The sequence below is a fragment of the Olivibacter sp. XZL3 genome (assembly GCF_004368405.1).
In the GTDB taxonomy this organism is placed as follows: Bacteria; Bacteroidota; Bacteroidia; order Sphingobacteriales; family Sphingobacteriaceae; genus Olivibacter.
In genome coordinates this window covers 24712-44624 of sequence record NZ_SBJH01000112.1, presented here as the reverse complement: position 1 = coordinate 44624, position 19913 = coordinate 24712, and the positions used below count along the sequence as shown (strand labels likewise).

At 41.9% G+C, this 19913-nt stretch carries 20 protein-coding genes and 1 riboswitch; of the genes, 7 read left to right on the top strand and 13 right to left on the bottom strand.

Going from position 1 to position 19913, the window contains the following annotated elements; genetic code table 11:
• Positions 1-5: 5 nt before the first annotated feature.
• From EPX21_RS21275 to EPX21_RS21235, 9 genes are all read right to left on the bottom strand, one after another.
• Entirely contained in the window at positions 6-1400 is a 1395-nt protein-coding gene (locus EPX21_RS21275; RefSeq protein WP_240768755.1) for a hypothetical protein, read from the bottom strand.
• Between the two features lie 63 nt (positions 1401-1463).
• Positions 1464-2057, bottom strand: a complete 594-nt coding sequence (locus tag EPX21_RS21270; RefSeq protein WP_134091763.1) for a penicillin-binding protein activator LpoB — start codon at positions 2055-2057, stop codon at positions 1464-1466.
• A 32-nt stretch (positions 2058-2089) separates the two neighbouring features.
• Positions 2090-2476, bottom strand: coding sequence for a hypothetical protein (locus EPX21_RS21265; RefSeq protein WP_134091761.1), 387 nt, complete (start codon positions 2474-2476; stop codon positions 2090-2092).
• A 179-nt stretch (positions 2477-2655) separates the two neighbouring features.
• Positions 2656-3774 (bottom strand): YncE family protein, encoded by a 1119-nt coding sequence (locus EPX21_RS21260; RefSeq protein ID WP_134091759.1) that lies wholly within the window; start codon positions 3772-3774, stop codon positions 2656-2658.
• 2 nt (positions 3775-3776) lie between these two features.
• The gene (locus EPX21_RS21255) at positions 3777-5804 is read right to left on the bottom strand and encodes a TonB-dependent siderophore receptor (protein ID WP_134091757.1); all 2028 of its coding nucleotides are present in this window, start codon (positions 5802-5804) and stop codon (positions 3777-3779) included.
• Positions 5804-6664, bottom strand: coding sequence for a cell surface protein (locus tag EPX21_RS21250; RefSeq protein WP_134091755.1), 861 nt, complete (start codon positions 6662-6664; stop codon positions 5804-5806). The genes EPX21_RS21255 and EPX21_RS21250 overlap by 1 nt, the downstream gene beginning before the upstream one ends.
• A 94-nt stretch (positions 6665-6758) precedes the next feature.
• A riboswitch (cobalamin riboswitch) is annotated at positions 6759-6948 on the bottom strand.
• 99 nt (positions 6949-7047) lie between these two features.
• On the bottom strand, positions 7048-8307 hold the full coding sequence (locus EPX21_RS21245; protein ID WP_240768754.1) for a glutamate-5-semialdehyde dehydrogenase: 1260 nt from the start codon (positions 8305-8307) through the stop codon (positions 7048-7050).
• Between the two features lie 52 nt (positions 8308-8359).
• Positions 8360-9439, bottom strand: coding sequence for a glutamate 5-kinase (gene proB / locus EPX21_RS21240; protein WP_134091753.1), 1080 nt, complete (start codon positions 9437-9439; stop codon positions 8360-8362).
• 182 nt (positions 9440-9621) lie between these two features.
• Complete coding sequence (locus EPX21_RS21235) at positions 9622-10485, bottom strand: universal stress protein (protein WP_134091751.1); 864 nt, start codon at positions 10483-10485, stop codon at positions 9622-9624.
• Positions 10486-10661: 176 nt separating this feature from the next.
• On the opposite strand from EPX21_RS21235, the gene EPX21_RS21230 reads away from it, so the two are divergent.
• Positions 10662-11204 (top strand): TetR/AcrR family transcriptional regulator, encoded by a 543-nt coding sequence (locus EPX21_RS21230; protein ID WP_134091749.1) that lies wholly within the window; start codon positions 10662-10664, stop codon positions 11202-11204.
• Positions 11205-11474: 270 nt separating this feature from the next.
• Here EPX21_RS21230 and EPX21_RS21225 read toward each other — a convergent pair whose 3' ends face one another.
• On the bottom strand, positions 11475-11798 hold the full coding sequence (locus EPX21_RS21225) for a hypothetical protein (RefSeq protein WP_134091747.1): 324 nt from the start codon (positions 11796-11798) through the stop codon (positions 11475-11477).
• 229 nt (positions 11799-12027) lie between these two features.
• On the opposite strand from EPX21_RS21225, the gene EPX21_RS21220 reads away from it, so the two are divergent.
• The 3 genes from EPX21_RS21220 to EPX21_RS21210 are packed head-to-tail and all read left to right on the top strand — an operon-like array spanning position 12028 to position 14766.
• On the top strand, positions 12028-13353 hold the full coding sequence (locus tag EPX21_RS21220; RefSeq protein WP_134091745.1) for a M23 family metallopeptidase: 1326 nt from the start codon (positions 12028-12030) through the stop codon (positions 13351-13353).
• 18 nt (positions 13354-13371) lie between these two features.
• Complete coding sequence (locus EPX21_RS21215; protein ID WP_134091743.1) at positions 13372-14025, top strand: TatD family hydrolase; 654 nt, start codon at positions 13372-13374, stop codon at positions 14023-14025.
• A gap of 15 nt (positions 14026-14040) precedes the next feature.
• A complete protein-coding gene (locus EPX21_RS21210) occupies positions 14041-14766 on the top strand; it encodes a ThiF family adenylyltransferase (protein ID WP_134091741.1) in 726 nt (241 codons plus the stop codon).
• Positions 14767-15062: 296 nt separating this feature from the next.
• Here EPX21_RS21210 and EPX21_RS21205 read toward each other — a convergent pair whose 3' ends face one another.
• On the bottom strand, positions 15063-15578 hold the full coding sequence (locus EPX21_RS21205) for a hypothetical protein (protein ID WP_134091739.1): 516 nt from the start codon (positions 15576-15578) through the stop codon (positions 15063-15065).
• Between the two features lie 112 nt (positions 15579-15690).
• Between EPX21_RS21205 and EPX21_RS21200 the strand changes: the two genes are divergently transcribed.
• The 3 genes from EPX21_RS21200 to EPX21_RS21190 all read left to right on the top strand — a co-directional run bounded on the left by EPX21_RS21200 (position 15691) and on the right by EPX21_RS21190 (position 17995).
• Entirely contained in the window at positions 15691-16302 is a 612-nt protein-coding gene (locus EPX21_RS21200; RefSeq protein ID WP_134091737.1) for a helix-turn-helix transcriptional regulator, read from the top strand.
• 9 nt (positions 16303-16311) lie between these two features.
• Entirely contained in the window at positions 16312-17037 is a 726-nt protein-coding gene (locus EPX21_RS21195) for a DUF3307 domain-containing protein (protein ID WP_134091734.1), read from the top strand.
• Between the two features lie 85 nt (positions 17038-17122).
• Positions 17123-17995: a DMT family transporter gene (locus EPX21_RS21190; RefSeq protein ID WP_134091732.1), complete on the top strand. Its 873-nt coding sequence runs from the start codon at positions 17123-17125 to the stop codon at positions 17993-17995.
• 80 nt (positions 17996-18075) lie between these two features.
• Here EPX21_RS21190 and EPX21_RS21185 read toward each other — a convergent pair whose 3' ends face one another.
• Entirely contained in the window at positions 18076-19176 is a 1101-nt protein-coding gene (locus EPX21_RS21185; RefSeq protein WP_134091730.1) for an acyl-CoA dehydrogenase, read from the bottom strand.
• Positions 19177-19181: 5 nt separating this feature from the next.
• On the bottom strand, positions 19182-19790 hold the full coding sequence (gene pnuC, locus EPX21_RS21180) for a nicotinamide riboside transporter PnuC (protein ID WP_134091728.1): 609 nt from the start codon (positions 19788-19790) through the stop codon (positions 19182-19184).
• Positions 19791-19913: the final 123 nt, after the last annotated feature.

Genomic DNA, 19913 nt, shown 5'->3' with positions numbered 1-19913 from the left:
AATCCTTAGCGCAGGGTTGGATAGCTTAAAAATTGCAAGCTTCCATCGCCCTTCAAGGTCAGCGTGTCGGATCGGGTACTACCATCACTGGCGCTAAATTGGAGGGTGAGCTTGTTCTCTCCCAATACTAATGGAACTCTGGTGTACAAGATTTGATTGGGGAGGGATTGCCAATTACGGGTATCTGCTTTTTCCGATAGCAAGCTGTATAGCTGAACCCCAAATCCCAATCCTTCCAAAACAGCATTATCCTTTCCGTTCTTTCCGCTGCCTTTAGCACTTTCCTTTAGCGCATATTCTGCGCCTTTCTTTATTGCTAGCCGCGTGAGCGTTTTCCCCCTCTCCTTGCCGAAGCGTTGTTTTAGCGTTTCTAGAGCCAGCGCGTTGATGTCCTCGGCTTTTTCAAAATAAAAATCGCCGCTGTCCATCTTTACCACGGCATCTGAAAAATACGCTGGCTTTGAGATGTACGTGGGGTACGCTATATGCACACTGTGTACATCATTTAATCGTGTCTTATTATGATCATACACATCCCGATCTATCGGGATAAGTATAGTGCCTGCGGCATTGGTAAACACAAAATCACCGCTACTGCCTTCAACCAACGAGAACACCAAATCTTCTTGCCTTTTAATGGGTGCCAAACCGTTCTCCCAAAATAAAACCAACTCCCCTCCCGGCCCTGGTTGATAATGTTTATAAGGCATGTTGAAAATTGTCTCGAACCGTTGAAGTTCCGATTCGAAACCATTAAGATAGGCCATTCGCATGACATCATATTTTAAGCTGGCTGGAATATGGGTATTATAATAGGTGCTGTCTTTCTGTTTTAAATAGACTTCAACTGCGTTCCTATAAGCGATAAAAGCGTTATTGACGTCTCGGTCGTGCTCATAGATAAGCCCTTGCAGCATAAGCGAAAAAGCATCTTGACTGTATCTGTTGGACTTTTCATTGTGCTTGTCGGCCTGTATTTGAGACTGCAGCGTAATACGCCTAGCTTCTACGATCGCTTCCTCTGTGTTGTTCAAATAAATGTAGTTGAGGGCTTTGTAATAATGAACCATAAACTTTTCGAAATCTTCACCTTTGTAGTTCTGGGTCATTGGGTTTACCAGAGCACCTACTATCGCATCCTTTGTGTTTCCCAACCCGATTTCAAGCAGTCTATCTGCTTCGTTTAAATACCGATTACTGGCCTCGTAATTTCCATTCAATTGACTAACGCGTCCGAGTTCCATTAAATAAAGAAGCTTATTTCGTGGTTTCTTTAGCAGGGGGTTTTTCGTTAAATCATTTTCTGCCGCTTGAAAATTGCCCTCTGCTATTTTTCTGTAGTATGAGGCCACTCGATCATGGTAACTTGCACAGCTGCAAACAAATACTATTAGCAACATAGGTATTATTGTTGCCGACACCCTTCTTGAACATCTCTTCATGCTGCAGCCGTAATCTAACGTCTAGTTCTTAACGTATTTAGCAATCTTTTTATCACCAACCCACACCACTTCGTTTGTCTGAATATCAGTCAATTCTAAATCCACTTGATAGTAAACGACCTTCTGTCTTTTGTGAGAGTCTACAATTGAGTTGATTGAGCCTTGTAGGATATAATCAGCGCCATTTTCCAGTCCGAATCTTTTCATAGTAGACAGCGAAGCATTTTCCTGTTGGTCGGCCTTCTCAGCCCTTAACTCTTCCCTCTTTTTACCTCCCTGTACCAAGCGGACCCGTTGAGTCTGTATGAAGGCCCTTTCGACGTCTTTCACAAAGGTTTCCGCGTCAATGTGTTCATGACTTTTGTTTTGCATCATTCCTACGATTACGACAGGCTTTTTTCCGCCCTGTTTTTCAAGATGATCCGCTAACCACCCGGCGCCGAGCATGGTTTTTGTCATTTCGTCAGCTACCATTCTCGCGTCTGTATTGTTCCAATTTCCGCTGATATCAATAGCTTCCTCCGGACTTACTCTGGTTACTTGCCTAGCACAGGAAAATATAATAAACGAAGCGGCGGTTAACGCGGTCGAAAACAAAAGGTGTTTAAGTTTCATTTTTTTTCTTTTATTAGTTAAATTGTAAGTAATTAATACCAAAGGCTCCTAGTGTTAAAGCCTATACCTCCGTAAGGTGACCAGCCCCTATTACCCCAGCGGCTATATCCAAAATAGCCAAACCCTATGGAAGGATAAAACCTGTCGCTATAATAGGGGTTTGCCATCCGTTCTAGGTGCCTTCTTTCTCGGCGCAAGGCTTTCCTCTCTTCTCTGGCCAGGTACCAATCGTATGCTTTATAGGTCTGTTGAACGGTTGATCCCTGATCTCGTAATAATGAATCGCTTATAGTTAAATAGCGCCGCAGACTTTTGTTAAAGTTCGGATTTTGATCAGTAGATATTATTTCCTGTGCGTTTGCTACAAAAAATGGCAAAAACACCATACCAAGCAGCTGAAACATACGTTTTCTGTTCATAGCGAAGAAAATTGAATATAGCGCAAAGCTATTAATTTAAGCCACATCTGCTTTAATTTACCGTTACTTATGGGCAATAACTTTGAATTTCTCTCTATTTTGACAATATTTAAACATGAAGGATTAATGCGCTGATGGTTTTTCGGCCTTCGTGATCATAAGGCAAGGTTTAATTACGTTTAATTCAATCCCAAAAAGCACATATGAGCGGGAATATCTCCCGTTTCAAAGGAGTTTATCAAGTTTCCTGTTGCATCGAATTCGTACAGTGTTCCCGGACTGACGTAATTTTTGGCATCGGCCAAGTAAATTCTCTTGGTATTGGGGTCAACCGCTATCCCATAAGGCATTGTTATCCGACTTTCAGTGCCATCATGGATATACGGAAAACCAGTGGTCAGATCGGTTAATAAGAATGAATTAAAAAGCATGGTGTTTTTTTGTCCATTGCTGTCCCACTCCGTGGAATAGGTGTAAATTTTGCCGTCGTCTAACCAGAAATTACTGACTGGACTAGCTAATTGCCTCATAAGGCTGTCTGTATCTGTCTCTATAATAAAAAGGCTGGCGTGGTTCGCTTTGTAGTCTCCTCGCGAGGTCACATAGATTTTACCGTCCTCAGCTGCTTTTACTCTATGTAGATTTATAGCCACATCTATCCGTTTTACTTCTTTAAACAGAGCTAAATCAATAACGGACAGGGTCCGTTCGTAGGCGTTGGGGTTATATCCACCCGAATTGGCAACATAAAGCTTATCGTTGGAGACCGCTAAGCCCTCAGGTTGCCGTCCAACAGATACTTCTCTCTCGATATTCAACGATAAGGTGTCGATTTCAACTACCTTGCCGTTTGGTGAATTAACGCCTAAACTAACAGGTGCGTCATATGAACTAACATAAATTTTTCCATTTGCCGAAGCGATATTGCGGCAGTTGACAAGATCGATTGATTTGATCCGTTTGGCGGTATATGCATCAACTACCTCTATTTTGTTGGATGCATTTACAACGATATAAAGTTTACTTCCGTACAGCTTTAGGTCGTTCCCCACATCGCCCAAACCCAATACCAAAGACGGATTCGCTCTTTTATACACATCCCTTTCATAAATTCCGGTAGTAAAATCATAAAAGTCTAGAGAGGCTTTATTCATGGACATATTCCCTTCATTCAACAAATACATTCCCCGACTAAAATGGAAGGTTTCCTCCGTTGATGGGACGGTGTCTTTTCTACAGGCAACGAAAATCCCCAAACTAACTAAGGTAAAGAAAAGGTAGCGACGTATGTTACGCATGATCAGTATTTTAATGACACCCTTAAACGAAAGTTCCTTCCTGGCATTGGGAAATTTGTAACCACCTCATATGGTTGGTTGAAGAAGTTATTAATTTCCAACATCAAATTTAGCTTTATTTTCTTTACGAAAGCCAAATCCTCTTTTCCGATTGACATATCATGTGTATACCAAGGCTGTAAATAGTTTTCGCTTCTATTAGCTGCTTGACTATAACGCTCGCCTGTATAAAGAAAGCTATAGTTTAATCGGAAACGACGATAGTACATTTGTAGCGTGAGGGAACCGCTATGTTTTGGAATATAGGGAACCTGTTCTCCGCGATTAATAGCCTGGTGGTCTGTTTGTTCGTCGGTTATATTCAATGCTTCTTCCAAGTTGTAGCGTAGACTGGCAGTGGCGTTGAATTTTTCAGACGCTTGGTAAACCACCTTTGCCAACGCCTCCACTCCTTTTGTTTTTACGCGATCCAAGTTGTACATGATCCAACGGAATTGGTTATTGGCAGGAGTCGCTATTATTTTATCACTGATTGTATGATAGTAAGCATCGGTTTGCACACTCACCTGTCTGATTTTTCCTGGTAAGGATTTAATATACGTTGCGCCCAGATTGAATTGGCTTACCTGCTCGGGTTTCAACAAGGTGTTCCCAACGTCGGTATAATATAAATCGTTAAATGTCGGCATTCTAAAAATGTCTTTGTAAAAGGCTCTTATTCGAAAGTCGGGGTACTCGAAGGGCTGCAGCGATAAAGAGATTGCCGGGCTAAGTCGACGTTTCCTTCCCCCGGCGGGCCCATATTCAGCATGATCTTGAACCAATGTAGCTAAGAGATTCGACTGTACAATGAATCTATTTACTTCATACAGCGATGTCAGAGATACAAGCGTTGTGAAGCGCGTTGGGTAGGCGAAGTCGTCCAAATTTGCGTCCAATTTATTCCATTGCCAGTCGGTGCTCAACGAAAGGTGCCACTGTGTGTTTACCTGATACCGATTTGCTAACGACAGAAAGACTTCCTGCTGCAGGAAATCATTCGCTAAAGGTCCTTCAATTCTGATGATATTGGGGTTCAGATAATGCGTATAATCGTTCGCATATTTTGCGTTCGCTAAAAATGAATAACGTTCAAATTCCTTTCGATATGAGCTCTGAAGGAAGATGTTCCGATCTTTTTGGCGCTGCCCTTTATCCGGTTCCGTTGGTTTCAAACGATTGGCCACAATAGCTTCAGGTAACCCCCTATCCGAAGTATATAAATAAACATGGCTACGCCAGTCGCCCGATAACCACGTTCCGCTAAGGGTAGATTCGGCTCTGAACGCCCTGATATCCGCGTTCTCGCGAACCGCTGTGGTATCGTAGTTTGGATCCTGAAGCCGGAATTTATATCGGCCGCTTGCCTGCATATATTCCGTGCTAACGGTGGCGTTGAGGTGATTATTTATCTTTTTTTCAAATAGCAAGGACGGATTGATCAAGGCGAATGAACCACTTTTGAACCCAAAACTTAAGTTGACCGGTTTGCCTTCTTGGAATTTCGGCGTTTTACTTTGCAAATACATATAGGAAGCCGAAGCAAAGCTTTTAGCCGGTTGTAAAAGCCTTTGCCGATCGCCACTATACAGACTGATTTCCTCTATATTTTCCAGCGAGAATTTACCAAGATCGACTTGCCCGTTTTGCATGTTACCTATCGCAATTCCGTCTAGAAATACCTGCGTGTGATTAGCCCCCATGCTCCTAACATTGATCGTTTTCAGTCCGCCCACGCCACCATAATCCTTCAATTGGACGCCCGATAGAAAACGTGTGGCATCGGCGAGTGACAAACTGTTCAACCCTTGCAGCTCCTGCGAAGTCAAGATCTGAACAGGCACGGGTGATTGAACCTGCAAGGTGTTTTTTGCCCCGTAGACGGCTACAGTATCCATTTCATTCGTTTGCGCATACGCATGCGAAAAAGTGAAAAGCCTGTATAGGATGAATCCGAAGGCAAGGAATGACAAGCGTTTGTTCAAGCCCATTAAGGGATATTTAAATCTTCAACCGCCGTTATTTCAGTAGATAATTCGCCTAAAGAGCCCAAATCTGCTAAAATACCCGTCTGTATCTTAATAAAGTCAATGGAAGGAAGGTCTACCTCTGCCCCGTTCTCGTCGATGGCATCGGCAATATCTATTTCATCCCCGTTAACATTGTTGTCTACATAGCCATAAGCGAACGGGGCGCTTACAATAAACTGAGGATTTGTCTTATCGATGTTGGTATTAGGAAGTAAGGAACCACTTAATGTATACGATTCTTTTTCCACCCAAGTAGGAAAATAGGATTGGTTATGTACGCTGTTCTTACTTATCTTCCCCTCGCCGTCCCGATTGTCTTTCCATGTAACGTCAAAAGAAGCATCCCCGGAATTAAAATAAGTAACGACATAATTCCGCGTATATCCTGCTTTTCCGAATTCACTCCCCTTTATTTCGTACCACGTATCATCAGGAATACCATTGCCATTCTCATCTTTCATAACCCAAACAATTCCAGGTTCGGAAAAGTTATTCGCGGCATTTCCATAAATGGCAATATCCTTCTTGTTGGGTCTATTCACCACACTGTGATCGAAGCCCAAAATGATGTATCCTCCAAAAGCTCCTAAAGAAACGATACCTTCTTTGCCTCCTAATATGCTTTTAGCACCCTGTTCACTACCTATCGATTGATTGATAAACTGTCCCGGTGCTGGCTGGTATTCGAAAAGTTTGGTCACATATTTTGTAGCCTCTGGAACGGCTGGGGCGGTATCACTTTTGGTGCACGACTGCGCTAAGAATATAGCGCTGAAGCCGAACAGTAGGGTTTTCTTATTTATAGCGATTCGTTTTAACATAGCTTAACACGTTTAGCGGAGACGAAGCAGCAGAATAACCCTTGTGTGTAGAAGAAAAAACAAAGTCAACCTGACGCTTCAATCCACGAAAGCCTAGATTCTTTAGTTATTTGGCAGGTATTCTGACTTGTTCGCCTTGGCTTCGCCTTCCCATAACTATCGTACAGTGGCATATGAAACAAGGATTGAATGAACTTACAGCTGCGGGACAGTTCTGGATTTACACCAGATTCCCTTTTCATTTCAATAAGCTATTATTGAAAACCAAATGTTACGGCAAACTTAGATAAAATGCTCGACATTCGCGACCACCAAATAAGTGCGTATTAACTTTTTTATATGTTGACCGATAGTTGCAGAGACCGACCGTTCACAGATTCAGGTCATGGCCTCGTTTGGCCCGCGCCCCTAATAAGCCATTTATAAGAAGTGAGCTCCGCCAGTCCCATCGGGCCTCTCGCGTGCAGCTTTTGCGTACTGATCCCTATTTCGGCACCTAAACCGAACTGAGCGCCATCTGTAAATGCGGTCGACGCATTAGCGTATACAGCTGCGGCGTCTACTGCGTTCAGGAACGTCGCGATGGTATCGGTATCTTCGGAGATAATAGCTTCGCTGTGCTTGGAGCTATATGCTGCGATATGGCCAATGGCTTCATTAACATCCTGCACCACTTTTACCGCTAATTTAAGTGAAAGAAATTCCGTTCCGAAATGACTTTTCTCTGCCCGATGAAGTAAAGGCGGGGGATAACGTCCTTCAAGCTGTTGATAACTCCCTTCGTCTGCAAAGAGTTCAACGTCGTTATGCAATAAAGGTTCGACAAGTGCAGGTAGATCCGTCAGTCGATCTGTATGTATTAGTAGGCAGTCAAGCGCATTACATACGCTTACCCTCCGGGTCTTGGCGTTATGAATGATGGCTTTCCCTTTTTCTAAATCGGCTGAACTGTCAAAATAAGCATGAACGATTCCCGCACCGGTCTCAATAACGGGAATCTTACTTGCTTTACGTACATAATTTATTAGTTGCTGACTACCACGAGGGATAAGCACGTCCACATATCCAACCGCTTGAAGTAAAGCTTCGGTTGCTTCGCGTTCGGCAGGTAATAAAATCACGACCTTCGACGATATACCATGCTTTTCGAGTACAGTGTGTATAATACTAAGAATCGCCCTATTAGAGTATATAGCATCGCTTCCTCCCTTCAGGATAGTCACATTACCGGTTTTAAAACATAGCGAAAATACGTCCAACGTAACGTTCGGCCGCGCCTCATAGATGATGCTTACAACACCCAACGGCACCCTGATTTTCTCAAGCCGAAGCCCGTTAGGGAGTGTTCGGCTTTCAATAATGTTCCCCACGGGGTTCGTCAATTTAACTACATTCGCTATGTCAGACGCAATAGCTAAGATCCGCGACTCGCTCAGTGCTAATCGGTCGAATTTTGGGTCATCGCTGGCCATCCTATCCAAATCCTTTTGATTCTCTTCCAGCAAAAAAGAGACATTACTTTGAATTTCACGTGCCAAATCCGCCAGTATCAAGTCGATTTTTTCGTTTGATAAACGACGCATCTCTAGCTGCGCTTCCTTCGCGTCCTCAAAGTACTGCAGGTAATTCATCTCTGTATGCATTTGTCTTTCGCTCTAAAAGGGTGCTCGTAATCGTTAATTTCCATCGAAACAACTAATAAATAGAATATAAATAATCATAATGAACAAGCGGTTTCTGATTTTTCAAGCCCATTCGCTCACGCGCTTTATCAGCACCGTATTGAGCGATTCCCCAACCGATTGTTTGATCACGCTCGTCGAGTATCTTGATCATGTCCCCTTTTTTAAAGTCGCCCGATACAGCAACAACGCCAATGGGCAATAGGCTACGCACGTTTCCCGAAGTCAGCACTTCTTTTGCCGCATTATTGAGTTGAACTGCACCTAATGCAGCGCTTTCGGCATGGGCAATCCATCTTTTTCTTTCAGACTTATGATTTTCCGGCAGAAAATGCGTATGCACCAGCTCTCCGAACAGTAAATCTCGCAAAACATTGTCCTTTTTACCATTCGTTATATGTACTGCTATACCGAGTTTAGCTGTCTTTGTTGCGATAGCCGCTTTTGTAATCATACCTCCTCGTCCAAAAGTAGATTTTTCGGCTTTGATAATATTTGAGAAGTTGTATTCATTTTGATGAACTCGCTCGATGATGCGCGTCTGAGGCAATGTAGGGTTGCCGTTGTAAATACCGTCTATATTGGATAGGATAATAAGTGCATCAGCGCTCAGCATGGAGGCGATTAAACCTGCCAGTTCATCATTGTCGGTAAACATGAGCTCAGTCACGGAAACCACATCATTTTCATTAACAATAGGAATAACATTGTTTTGTAGTAATGAATGAAAGCAGTTTTTCATATTTAAGTAGTGTACCCGATCGCGAAAATCCTCCTTCGTTACTAAAACTTGCGCACAAAGCATCTCCTGTTCACTAAATAGCTGTGCATATGTATTGATGAGCTTCACCTGTCCGACGGCAGATAATACTTGCCGCATAGCTACCGACTGTTTATGTTCCTTCACCGATAGCAAACTCCTGCCTGATGCCACTGCACCGGAGGATACTACGATCAGTTCGATACCCTGTTTTTTTATATAGGCGACCTGTTCAACCAGCTGCTGTATACGCGCCTGGTCGGGCAAACCGTTTTCTTGTGTCAGTACATTCGACCCTATCTTTACAATAACTCTCTTATAGCTAAATGCCATGGTACCTATAGGCTAAAATTTGTCCGGGATCCATAAGGCTACTTATGGATTGCCAAATTAACATCTTTTTATTGCAATAGGCAAAAAAGTGGCAAGATATTATTTGTTTATTTATCTATTTGACATTAACAACAGTTGCTTCCATGGTAATACCGTTATTATTATTTCAGTATGGCATTTATTTATCGGAGGGATGCCCGGCTGTTTGTTTTATTAATGACTAACATCGGTACAACAGCGTGGAAAGCCAGATCTTCCGCGAGGTCAGATAAAAACAGTTTGTGAAAGAAAGACTTGTGTCTTTTAGTAAACAAGATGAGAACTGACGGATTCATACGGGTTAACTGATCTCTTAAGTTCTTTAAGAGTGTGTGAATCGGATTCGTCTTTTCAAAATGAAAAGTGATACCGTAATCGTATTTATTATCGATCTGCTGCTGATTATACCTATCTGGGATAAGCGCGAGATCCGGCACAAAATGCAGCACCTCTATGGAAGCTCTAAGCGCAGAGGAAAAACCGATAACTTGTTCGATCTCGGAGTCAAAATCTTGAAGATCTGATGCGTACACTATTTTGGTGAAAGGCTGAACCGTATAATCTAAGGGCACTACAATTACGGGGATTTCGGATTTCGTGACAAGATTTCCGGTATTGGTTCCGAAAAGTCGATCGATACTGCCAGCACCCTTCGAGCTCATGCATATATAGTCGAAATCTCTGTTCTTCGTACAATAATTTAACAAGGCGCTATCGGCTCTAACTCCCCTGATGACGTCAATTGAGTACGCTTTAGGGGAGATACCGATTTTATTATATAAGTCTAAAACAAATTCGGCGAGCTTCTTCTGATATTCCGATTGCTCTGGATCTGCCGCATCAATTTGCTTATGGAGTGTATCCTCATCGGCGAACACCTTAGGCAGATAGTCAACATATACAAACTGCAAATGCGACGGACCGGTAATTTGATCTGCCAAGTGCATAGCAAAATAGATACCGGCAAGGGAATTTGCTGAAAAATCGGTCGGCACTAAAATATTCATGATCTTTATTTTAACAAGAAACAATTACTTGCTGTTAAAGTTACCGTTAATTTTTAAATATTTTAATGATATAGATCACCTTTGCCACCTAGCGCTTCCTTTAATAAAGCTGAATAAATATGTGAAAGAATATATCTTTGTAAATATTCAAATACCCGAGCATTGGATATTGCTTTATGAAGAAACAGGGCGCTAATAGAAGAGAAAAGATAATGGAGGCCGCACTTTTGCTGTTTTCCGTTAAAGGTTATGCCGATACATCTACTAAATTAATTGCCAAAGAGGCGAACGTGTCAGAGGCGCTTATCTTTAAACATTTTGAGAATAAAGACAAGTTGCTCTTTCATCTCATTAAATCCGGATATCGGAGAGTGCTGGCACAAAACAAAGGAATGTTGACTTATCACGATCCTAAGTCGTTTCTGCGGTATATGATTGATTTACCCAAGAAATTAGTAAGTGAAGAGCCACTTTTTTGGAAATTGCAGGAACGGCTTGCTCATCATGAGTTTTCAAAACAGCAACATATATTGTTTATGAAGCCGGTAGATACCGTTGTTAACAAGGCATTCACCGAACTCGGAATGGAGAATCCAGCATTGGAGACACAGTTCCTTCTTTTACTGATAGATACACTTTGGAAAAAAGAAGCAACGGGCGATATCGCCAACATGGACGAGGTGGCAGCGCTCATTAAAGAAAAGTATAACTTGGAGTAAATTCAGCCCATCCGCTAAAAGGTGAGTGTTTACTTACTTAATTTTAAAATATTTTTCCTCCTTCCCTTTTTAAATAGTACATTTGTTCAACTAATCAATTATAAAACTAAGAGTTTTACATAGAGCACCCGTAAGTTTCACAATTCCTTTGTGAAACTTACGTTTTTTAAAGTCGCGCGGCGAGCAAACAACGCGAAAGCATTTACTTCTTTTTAAGAACGCGTCATCTACGGGTTTATTGTTTGGCAGTTAATAGGTAGCGACTTCCACTTAAACCCGATCTCTCTCGTATGCCAGCGATTTCATTTGGCGCTTAAACTGATTTAACAGTTCGGCCTCTTCTTCAACTTCCTCTACAGTTTGTACATTCCCTACGTTTCGTATTGAATCCAGCTGTTGAAACAATCCTTTCAACGCTTTATGAATATTTCTTAAATATTTTTCATTTGTAGAACAAAGCTCACTATTTGTAAGATCTCCGACATCCTTAAAATGAAGTGCTGTTATTTTTCCATTCGTAATAACAGCATGGAATTCGTTTGTGTCTGGAAAATCCCATTTAAGCTGATGTACTGTGGTAGTTGTAATCTCCATAACGATAGGTGCTAATTAATAATTGCATACTTTAACAGATAATACTGATAATCTTTTAGTTACAATTTCCATACCACTTTCTGGCGTCCAAGATTCGGTGTTCGCCATATCAAGAAAATTTTAATTCCTTGCACAATAAAATCGTTCTTTTTTTGTTATTCTAATACATTATTTAGATTTTAGTGCACAAATTTTGATACATAACAGTAAATCGCCCAAACCATACAATATGAAGTTCAACAAGTATACCGTTAAGATTCTTATAGTGTTATTGATTGTATTAGGATCAGGTATCGTTTTCTTTTCTGGTTTCGAAATCAATAGATCTTCTTTTAGGAAGTCGCCGGTTGCGCCGGCGAAGGTCGAAAAAACGACGCCGGTTGCGCCTCCTAAACAATTTAACATAGCGATAGATTCTTTTGAGGTTCATCACAATAAAGTTCAAAAAAATCAGTTCTTGTCCAACATTCTATCCGCATACCAAGTCGATCCGGTTTCCATTAGCAAGTTAGTGGATAAGTCCAAAGCAATATTCAACGTACGTAAGATATCTGCGGGAAATCCCTATACTGTTTTCACTTACAAAGGCAACCCGGAAAAAGCCGCATACTTCGTCTACCAACCCAATCCGATAGATTACATCGTTTACGACCTGAGAGACACCTTAAATGTATATGCCGGCAAAAAAGAGGTGACGGTTCGGACAGAAACTGTTGCGAGCGACATCAGCCATTCTCTTTACGAAGCGCTTCAACGAAACGGCGCAGACCCCCTTTTAGCTATTAAACTGGCTGAGATTTATGGATGGGCGGTCGACTTTTATGCTATTGGAGAAAACGACTGGTTTAAAATCCAATATGAAAGGCAATACGTAGACGACAAACCTGTCGATGCAGGCCACATTGTTTCGGCCGTGTTTTCCCATAAGGGAAAAGAACTTTCAGCCTTCTATTTTCAGCGCGACAGTACGACTAAAGGCGAATATTATGATGAAGAAGGTAACAGCGTAAGAAGGGCTTTTTTAAAAGCGCCGTTAAAATTTAGTCGGATAACCTCTCGATATACCAAGAGGCGGCTCCACCCGGTACAAAAAGTGTGGAAAGCGCATTTAGGAACCGATTATGCAGCTCCAAACGGTACACCGATTATCGCAACCGGTAACGGAGTGGTTGTTGCCTCAGCCTTCAGTAAATTTAACGGCAATTACGTCAAAATAAAACATAATGGAACCTACACCACACAGTATCTGCATATGAGCAAGCGGGCAGTCCGTTCGGGCCAACGTGTTCAACAGGGACAAGTAATAGGTTATGTTGGGAGTACTGGGTTGGCGACCGGGCCGCATGTCTGTTATCGATTTTGGAAGAATGGAAAACAAGTAGACGCTTTGAAACAGAACTTCAGAGAGACTACCCCTCTTCCAGCGCAATTTTTATCTGCATTTAAAGCCGTAGTTGCAAAAGAACAGGAAGTGTTGGCCTCCCTCCATGTCGGCGCAGGAAACGTATTAGCCTCCTCCGGCGAGGTTGACGATGATGGAGAAGGTGTTTTGTAAGAATCATTTTTTAAGTCTTTGCAAAGGTTCATCAACATTCATACCCATTCCAGCCAACAGGACAATACTTTACGTGTTGTTAATATAGCAGAAGACTACAGGCAGTGTACAAAGTTCGATCCCTGTTCTATCGGCATACATCCTTGGTTCTTATCCCCTGACGAAATCGGACAACAATTGGACGATTTAATAAGATATGCCGTAAACAAGGAGGTCTTTGCAATAGGCGAATGTGGTTTGGACAAATTGTGTAAAACCGCCTGGTTTTTGCAGGAAAACGTGTTTTTGAAACAAATAGCAATTGCGAACCAGGTGGGTAAGCCCTTAATCGTCCACTGCGTAAAAGCCTACGGTGAGGTGGTACAATGCCTTCAAAAAATGGCCAACAACGTTCCGGTAATATTTCATGGTTTTAATAAAAAAACAAGCGTTGCTCAATCACTGATAGAAAAGGGATATTATTTATCCTTCGGACATGCTATAATTGCTGAGCAAAACCTTGAATCTTTAAAACTATGCCCGCCCTCGCAACTCTTCTTGGAAACAGACGACACCGAACGGAAAATAGAAGCAGTTTACGAAAAAGTTTCTTACGTGCTGGGGATACCAATGGACAAGTTGATCAAACAGCTCCAAATGAACTATAACCGAATAAAGAAGAAAACAATTTAATAATAAGTAAAATAGATGCAAGATGTAGCTTGGTTATCAAGAACGGAAGTTCTGATAGGTAAGGAGAATTTAACTAAACTGATTAATAGCCATGTAATGGTATTGGGTTTAGGAGGTGTTGGCTCGTTCGCCGCTGAGTTTTTGTGCAGAGGCGGTGTTGGAGAAATGACGATCATCGATGGAGATGTAGTAGATCCCAGTAATAGAAACAGACAGCTCCCCGCATTGGCTACGACACATGGCCAGTCGAAAGCTGAACTCATGGCAACCCGTTTGCTGGCCATCAACCCCGAGTTGAAACTACATGTGGTTAATGATTTTATGACCCCCGAACGCATTGAATCTTTAATCAATATGAAGCCTAACTACGCAGTTGATGCTATCGACAGTATAACACCGAAACTCTCCTTTATTCGGCAGGCACATGCGAAACGAATTCCGTTTGTTAGCTCAATGGGAGCCGGCGGAAAAGTAGACCCTACAAAGTTGGAAGTGGTAGACATTTCAAAAACCTACAATTGTCCTTTGGCACAGCACATTCGGAAAAAACTAAAAAAGCACAAAATTTACAGGGGAATTAAGGTGGTTTTTTCATCGGAGCTTCCCGATAAGAACTCATTGATTTATACAGATGGAAGTAATTACAAGAAATCGGCTTATGGCACCATGTCTTATATCCCGGCTACTTTCGGAGCGGCCGTTGCATCGGTCGTAATTCGCGATTTAATGGCGGGAAGCTGACGTACTAAGATCCCATGTAAGCAAGGTGCTTTGAGACATCCTGCGTATAATGCAAGCATTATTGAAAGGCCTCCAAGGAGATTGGAGGCCTTCGTTATTATTAAAAAAAAGTGGCCGGATGGCCTAGACATAGGACTACAAATATAACGAAAGTCCAAAAGGATTTCATAATTCTATTTTTTTTTTCATATTTATAAAATACTAACATAATGGAGCGCTGCTTTTTGGAACTTTTCTTAATTCCATTGAAGTGTGGTTTAAGAATATATTAATAGTTAACGCCTATTCGGTTAATATCATTTCAGGGTCCAACCGTCCTTAGTGTACAACAGAGTGACCTCATGCTTTTTCACCTGGGTATAGTCTTTTTTATCAAGTCTAGAAAAGGGGTTAACGTTTGTATATTTAGACGTATAGGTTACAACTGCGGTCTTCTGTTGCTCGTTTATCTGGATAGCAACAATAGAATCAATCACTTCTTCCGCTATTTTCACCTTTTGCACTGAACTTAACTGTCCCTTATCAGCGGGTAATAAGAACGCTTTGCCGGCCTCGGTAAATTCAATGATCGGTTTTTGGTTCTCACCCGTCTTGTGATCGCGGGCAACGGTGGCCAAGCCCTCTTTTACTAAGCCGGCATCCATTATGAGCCTACCGTCTTCGGCATCCTTGGTGTAAACTTGATAGCTCAACATTTGAGGGTATCCTTTACTGGCTGCAATCAGTTTAAACGCCTCTTCTTCTGTTATTGACGGCCGACTGCAGGCTGCCAATACTAATCCAAAAAAAACGAATGTGTTTAATATTTTCATTTGACATTATATTTATAAGATAAAAATAGACGATTTTGACGCGAGGAAGAAATCTTCATCGATTATTTACCAGATATTTTCGAATATCGGATTTAAATCCGATATTGCTATCATGATTGCAGTTTTGACAGGCGACATCATTAATTCGCGCAAAGCAAAGTCTCCACAGGAATGGAATACGCTGCTTCGGCAAAGTTTGACCGAGACAGCCGGTGACAAAGCAAACTGGGAGATTTTTAGAGGCGACAGCTTCCAAGTGGAATTAGCAAATCCAACACTGGCGTTGAAATCGGCACTGTACATAAAAGCCTGTCTAAAAACTGTCAAAGGCTTAGATGCGCGGATCGCGATCGGAATTGGGAAGAAGAGTTTTGCAGGCGAGCGCGTTGTAGAATCTTATGGAGACGCTTACTTTTTTTCCGGCGATCAATTTGAATTATTAAAGAAGCATAAACAGACCTTGGCTATCAGAACCGGAAATGCTTCTTTTGACGAGGACTTCAATCTTTTTTTTAGACTCGCGTTGACTTTTATTGATAGCTGGACGCCTAATTCTGCTATGCTGGTAAAGGCAGTTTTCGAAAATCAAGGAATATCACAAAAGGAATTGGGCGCAATGCTTGGCATAGGCCAATCTTCGGTAAGCGAAAGGTTCAACCGGGCGAATTTAACGGAAGTCTTGGATCTTATCGAGTTGTTCATGAAACGACTGAAGTTACTTTAATAAAATACAATGGAACTTTTTTTAAAATTGCTGTTGGCCCATTTAGTCGGCGACTTCTTTTTGCAAAGTAACCGCGGTGTACAGTCGAAAGAGAATCGGAAAATAAAATCTCCCTATTTGTATTTTCACTGTTTGCTGCATGTTATACTCGCCATGTTGGCAACGTTCGACCTCAACTTTTGGCCTTACGCACTATTGATTGGTCTAAGTCATTACTTAATTGATTTGGCGAAATTGTATTTTCAACAAAAAAGATGGCAGGTCGAAGCACTGATAATCGATCAGCTATTACATCTATTGGTAATTGTAGGAGTGGTAACCGTTCATAGCGGGTATGAACATATATCTTCGTTGAAAGATCTTTATCACCCACAGCAACTGTTGCTGTATTGTTGTCTGCTGTTGCTGACAAAGCCTTGCTCCATTCTCATTAAGACAGCCATCTCTAAATGGAGTCCGCATGAAGAAACGCCTTCCAATAACTCCCTGCAAAATGCCGGGAAATGGATTGGTTATCTGGAACGTTTACTCATTTTCATCTTCGTCATTATAGGAAAGTTTGAAGCGATCGGCTTTCTATTGGCAGCCAAGTCGATCTTTCGATTTGGCGACCTAAAACAAGGTGACGACAGAAGGCTCACCGAATATGTCTTAATTGGGACGCTGCTTAGTTTCGGTATAGCCATCGTCATCGGTTTGCTTTATTACAAAGGTCAGCATAGCGAGCTTCCGTAATATATACCTGCAACAGCCGCACTGATTCATACGAGTTTGCCAAGTGCAATTACAGATTAAGGAATAAACATAAAAGAAAAAAACCTTGATAATCAATAAAACAAGCTACGTACTGATTGGTGTAAGCTTCGCAATTCTATGGTCGTCGGCATCAGTTGCCACAAAATGGGGACTAGCAGCTTCTCAACCCTTTGTTTTGGCTATTGCCAGGTTTGCACTGGGTGGCAGCGTGATGTTATGTGTTTCTCATTTTATGCTAAAACATCGCTTACCGGCGAAACATGAATGGAAACAACTATTGATTTATGGCGTCCTGAACATTGGAATTTATTTAGGTTTATATGTACTGGCAATGCAACACGTATCAGCTGGTCTGGGCTCACTATTTCCTGCAGTAAGCCCGGTATTTGTAAGTGTCATTTCGGCTCTTTTCTATCGACAGAAAACAAGTATTACAGCTGTTATAAGTCTTCTTTTATGTTTGCTCGGCATCCTTGTTGCCGCCTATCCACTGCTTTTAAAAAGCTATGCATCTCCCCTAGGTCTCTTTTTGCTGTTATTGAGCATGCTGTCTTATTCCGTCGGCTCTATTTATTTTTCGAGAAAGAACTGGCAAAATCTGCATGTCCTGACGATAAATGGCTGGCAAACCGTGTTGGGCGGATTATTGCTGGTTCCCTTTATGTTGGTGTATTATGATAGCTCACTGAACCACTTTAATGGCACCTTTTTCGCTTCTGTATCTTGGCTGGCATTTATCGTTTCTATCGGAGCCGTTCAAATGTGGCTGTACTTAATAAAACAGGACGCGGTGAAGGCTTCGTTTTGGCTCTTTTTATGCCCTATATTCGGCTTTTTATTGGCTTGGATATTAATGGATGAACCGATTGACGGTTATACCATTTTTGGCATTTCTTCTGTAATAATTGGGCTTTACCTGGTATTGAAAAAGAGATAGACGTACAAAACATAGCGAGCTTTAATATTCGAAAGATGCTCGGAGCCAAATGGCCAAAATGACATGCTGGGAGTGACATTTCAGTTATCGAATTCATCGGGCACGGCCAACAAGCTGTGCTGGCTCGCCGTGAACAAGTCGCGCCACACCCGATTGATTTCTTCCATTGGATTAGCGGCTTTCATACCGCAATAAGGATACAAAAGACAAACCCAATGCTGGGCAGTTCTGACTAGTCGTCGGCTGTATTTACTGATCTCATTAAGCAAAGAAGGCTCGATACTGTCTCTTTCACCCAATTGTTTCCAGGTGGCTGCTGCTACCTCATAAATTAAACGCCTTAGATCGGCCATTTCTCGTTTTGCTTTTGACAGATATTGATGCAACACCACATCCCTTTCCATCCCGTCTCTCACATTGAACCTTGCGTTAAGGATCGGCACACAGAGATCAAGAAATCGGGTGGTCATGCCCAAGGTGTTAATACATAAGGTAAGCTCGGCAAACTGTTGAAATGGATAGCGGTAAATTTGTTGGTTCAAAGTAGCACTCTCCGGATCAATGCGGAACGATCTGTTTTTATCGACGAATAAATTGTTTACTTCAAAACTATGACTCGCAGTTGCTTTCAATCCCATCGTATTCCATTCATTTAATACGGTCACCTCTTCTTTAAAAAAGAAAAAAGACTTAATAAGAGGCTCATTCGTATGGCTCAGTACGGGTTCACCGTTCAAGTAAATCTGGCAATTGGCAGTGAAAACTGTATTGTGGGGAGCGCCTGTCGCATAACGCCATCTACCGGTCACTAAAAAGCCTTCCTTAAAGATCTCTGCGCGTCCGCTCGCTTGTCCGCTACCGCCGAAACATACTTCTTTAGGACGGAATATCGAGGGAGCAATTTCTTGATCGAGAAAGCCTACAAACATATTAGCGCCGCTGCACAACGTAACCGTCCATCCGAGACTTCCATCTATCTCTGCCAGCAACTCCTCTACCTGAAGCGCTTCAGGTAACGACAAATCGAGTCCGCCGTACTCCTTCGGAACAAAAAGATTAAACAGCTTGTTTTCGTAAATCAACCCGAGCTGTTCTTTTGTTAAACAGTTTTTTAGCTCGGCATGCAAACTTTCATTTCTTAATTCATCTGTTAAATCTTTTAGTTGTTGAAGAAGCTTCATTCCTTTTATTTATTAAGCGCCGTCCGCATCGACCTTCGCCAAGCGAAATAACCAAAAACGGCAACGACAAACAAGAAGAGTGTTAAAATAGCGTAAAGAAAAAGGTTTTTGTGAATATAAAGTGGGACAGCAAAAGCATTGCTTATGTTGAGAAGCAGCCAATTCTCCAGCTTGCGCTTAGCCAATAACCACATGCCAGCCCATGCCGTTACTGTTACCCAAGTGTCCCATAGCGGAACCGTAGAATCTGTAAAATAAAAAAGCACATTGTATAAAACGGGTGTCCCAACAAACAGGAAACTGAAAACCACCCACCAATCACGCCCGGAACAGGTGGTAATTGGCACTTCTTTACTATCCCCTTTTCTAAGCCAATAATACCACCCGTAAAGGCTCATCACAAGATAGTAGAGGTTGAGTAAAATCTCTGCATAAAGACCTGCCTCGTACAAAACAATGAGTGTGATCAGAATGCTAATAATACCACAGGGATATAGCGCTACCTTATTATAGCGGGCCAAGAAGACCTCCGCCACTCCGAAAAGGACTCCAAACCATTGAATCAGCGGTGTTTGGATTAATTGTTCTCTAAAAATAGTCAGCCATTCGGCCATGTTTTTCGACTTAATTAGCTAAGTGGTTGAATTAATTCCCTACAAAATGCAGCGAAGTTAAGGTTAATTTAGAGCACAGCGTAGTTTTTTTGAAACAATTGCTATAACGTCTTTGTTAAGTCT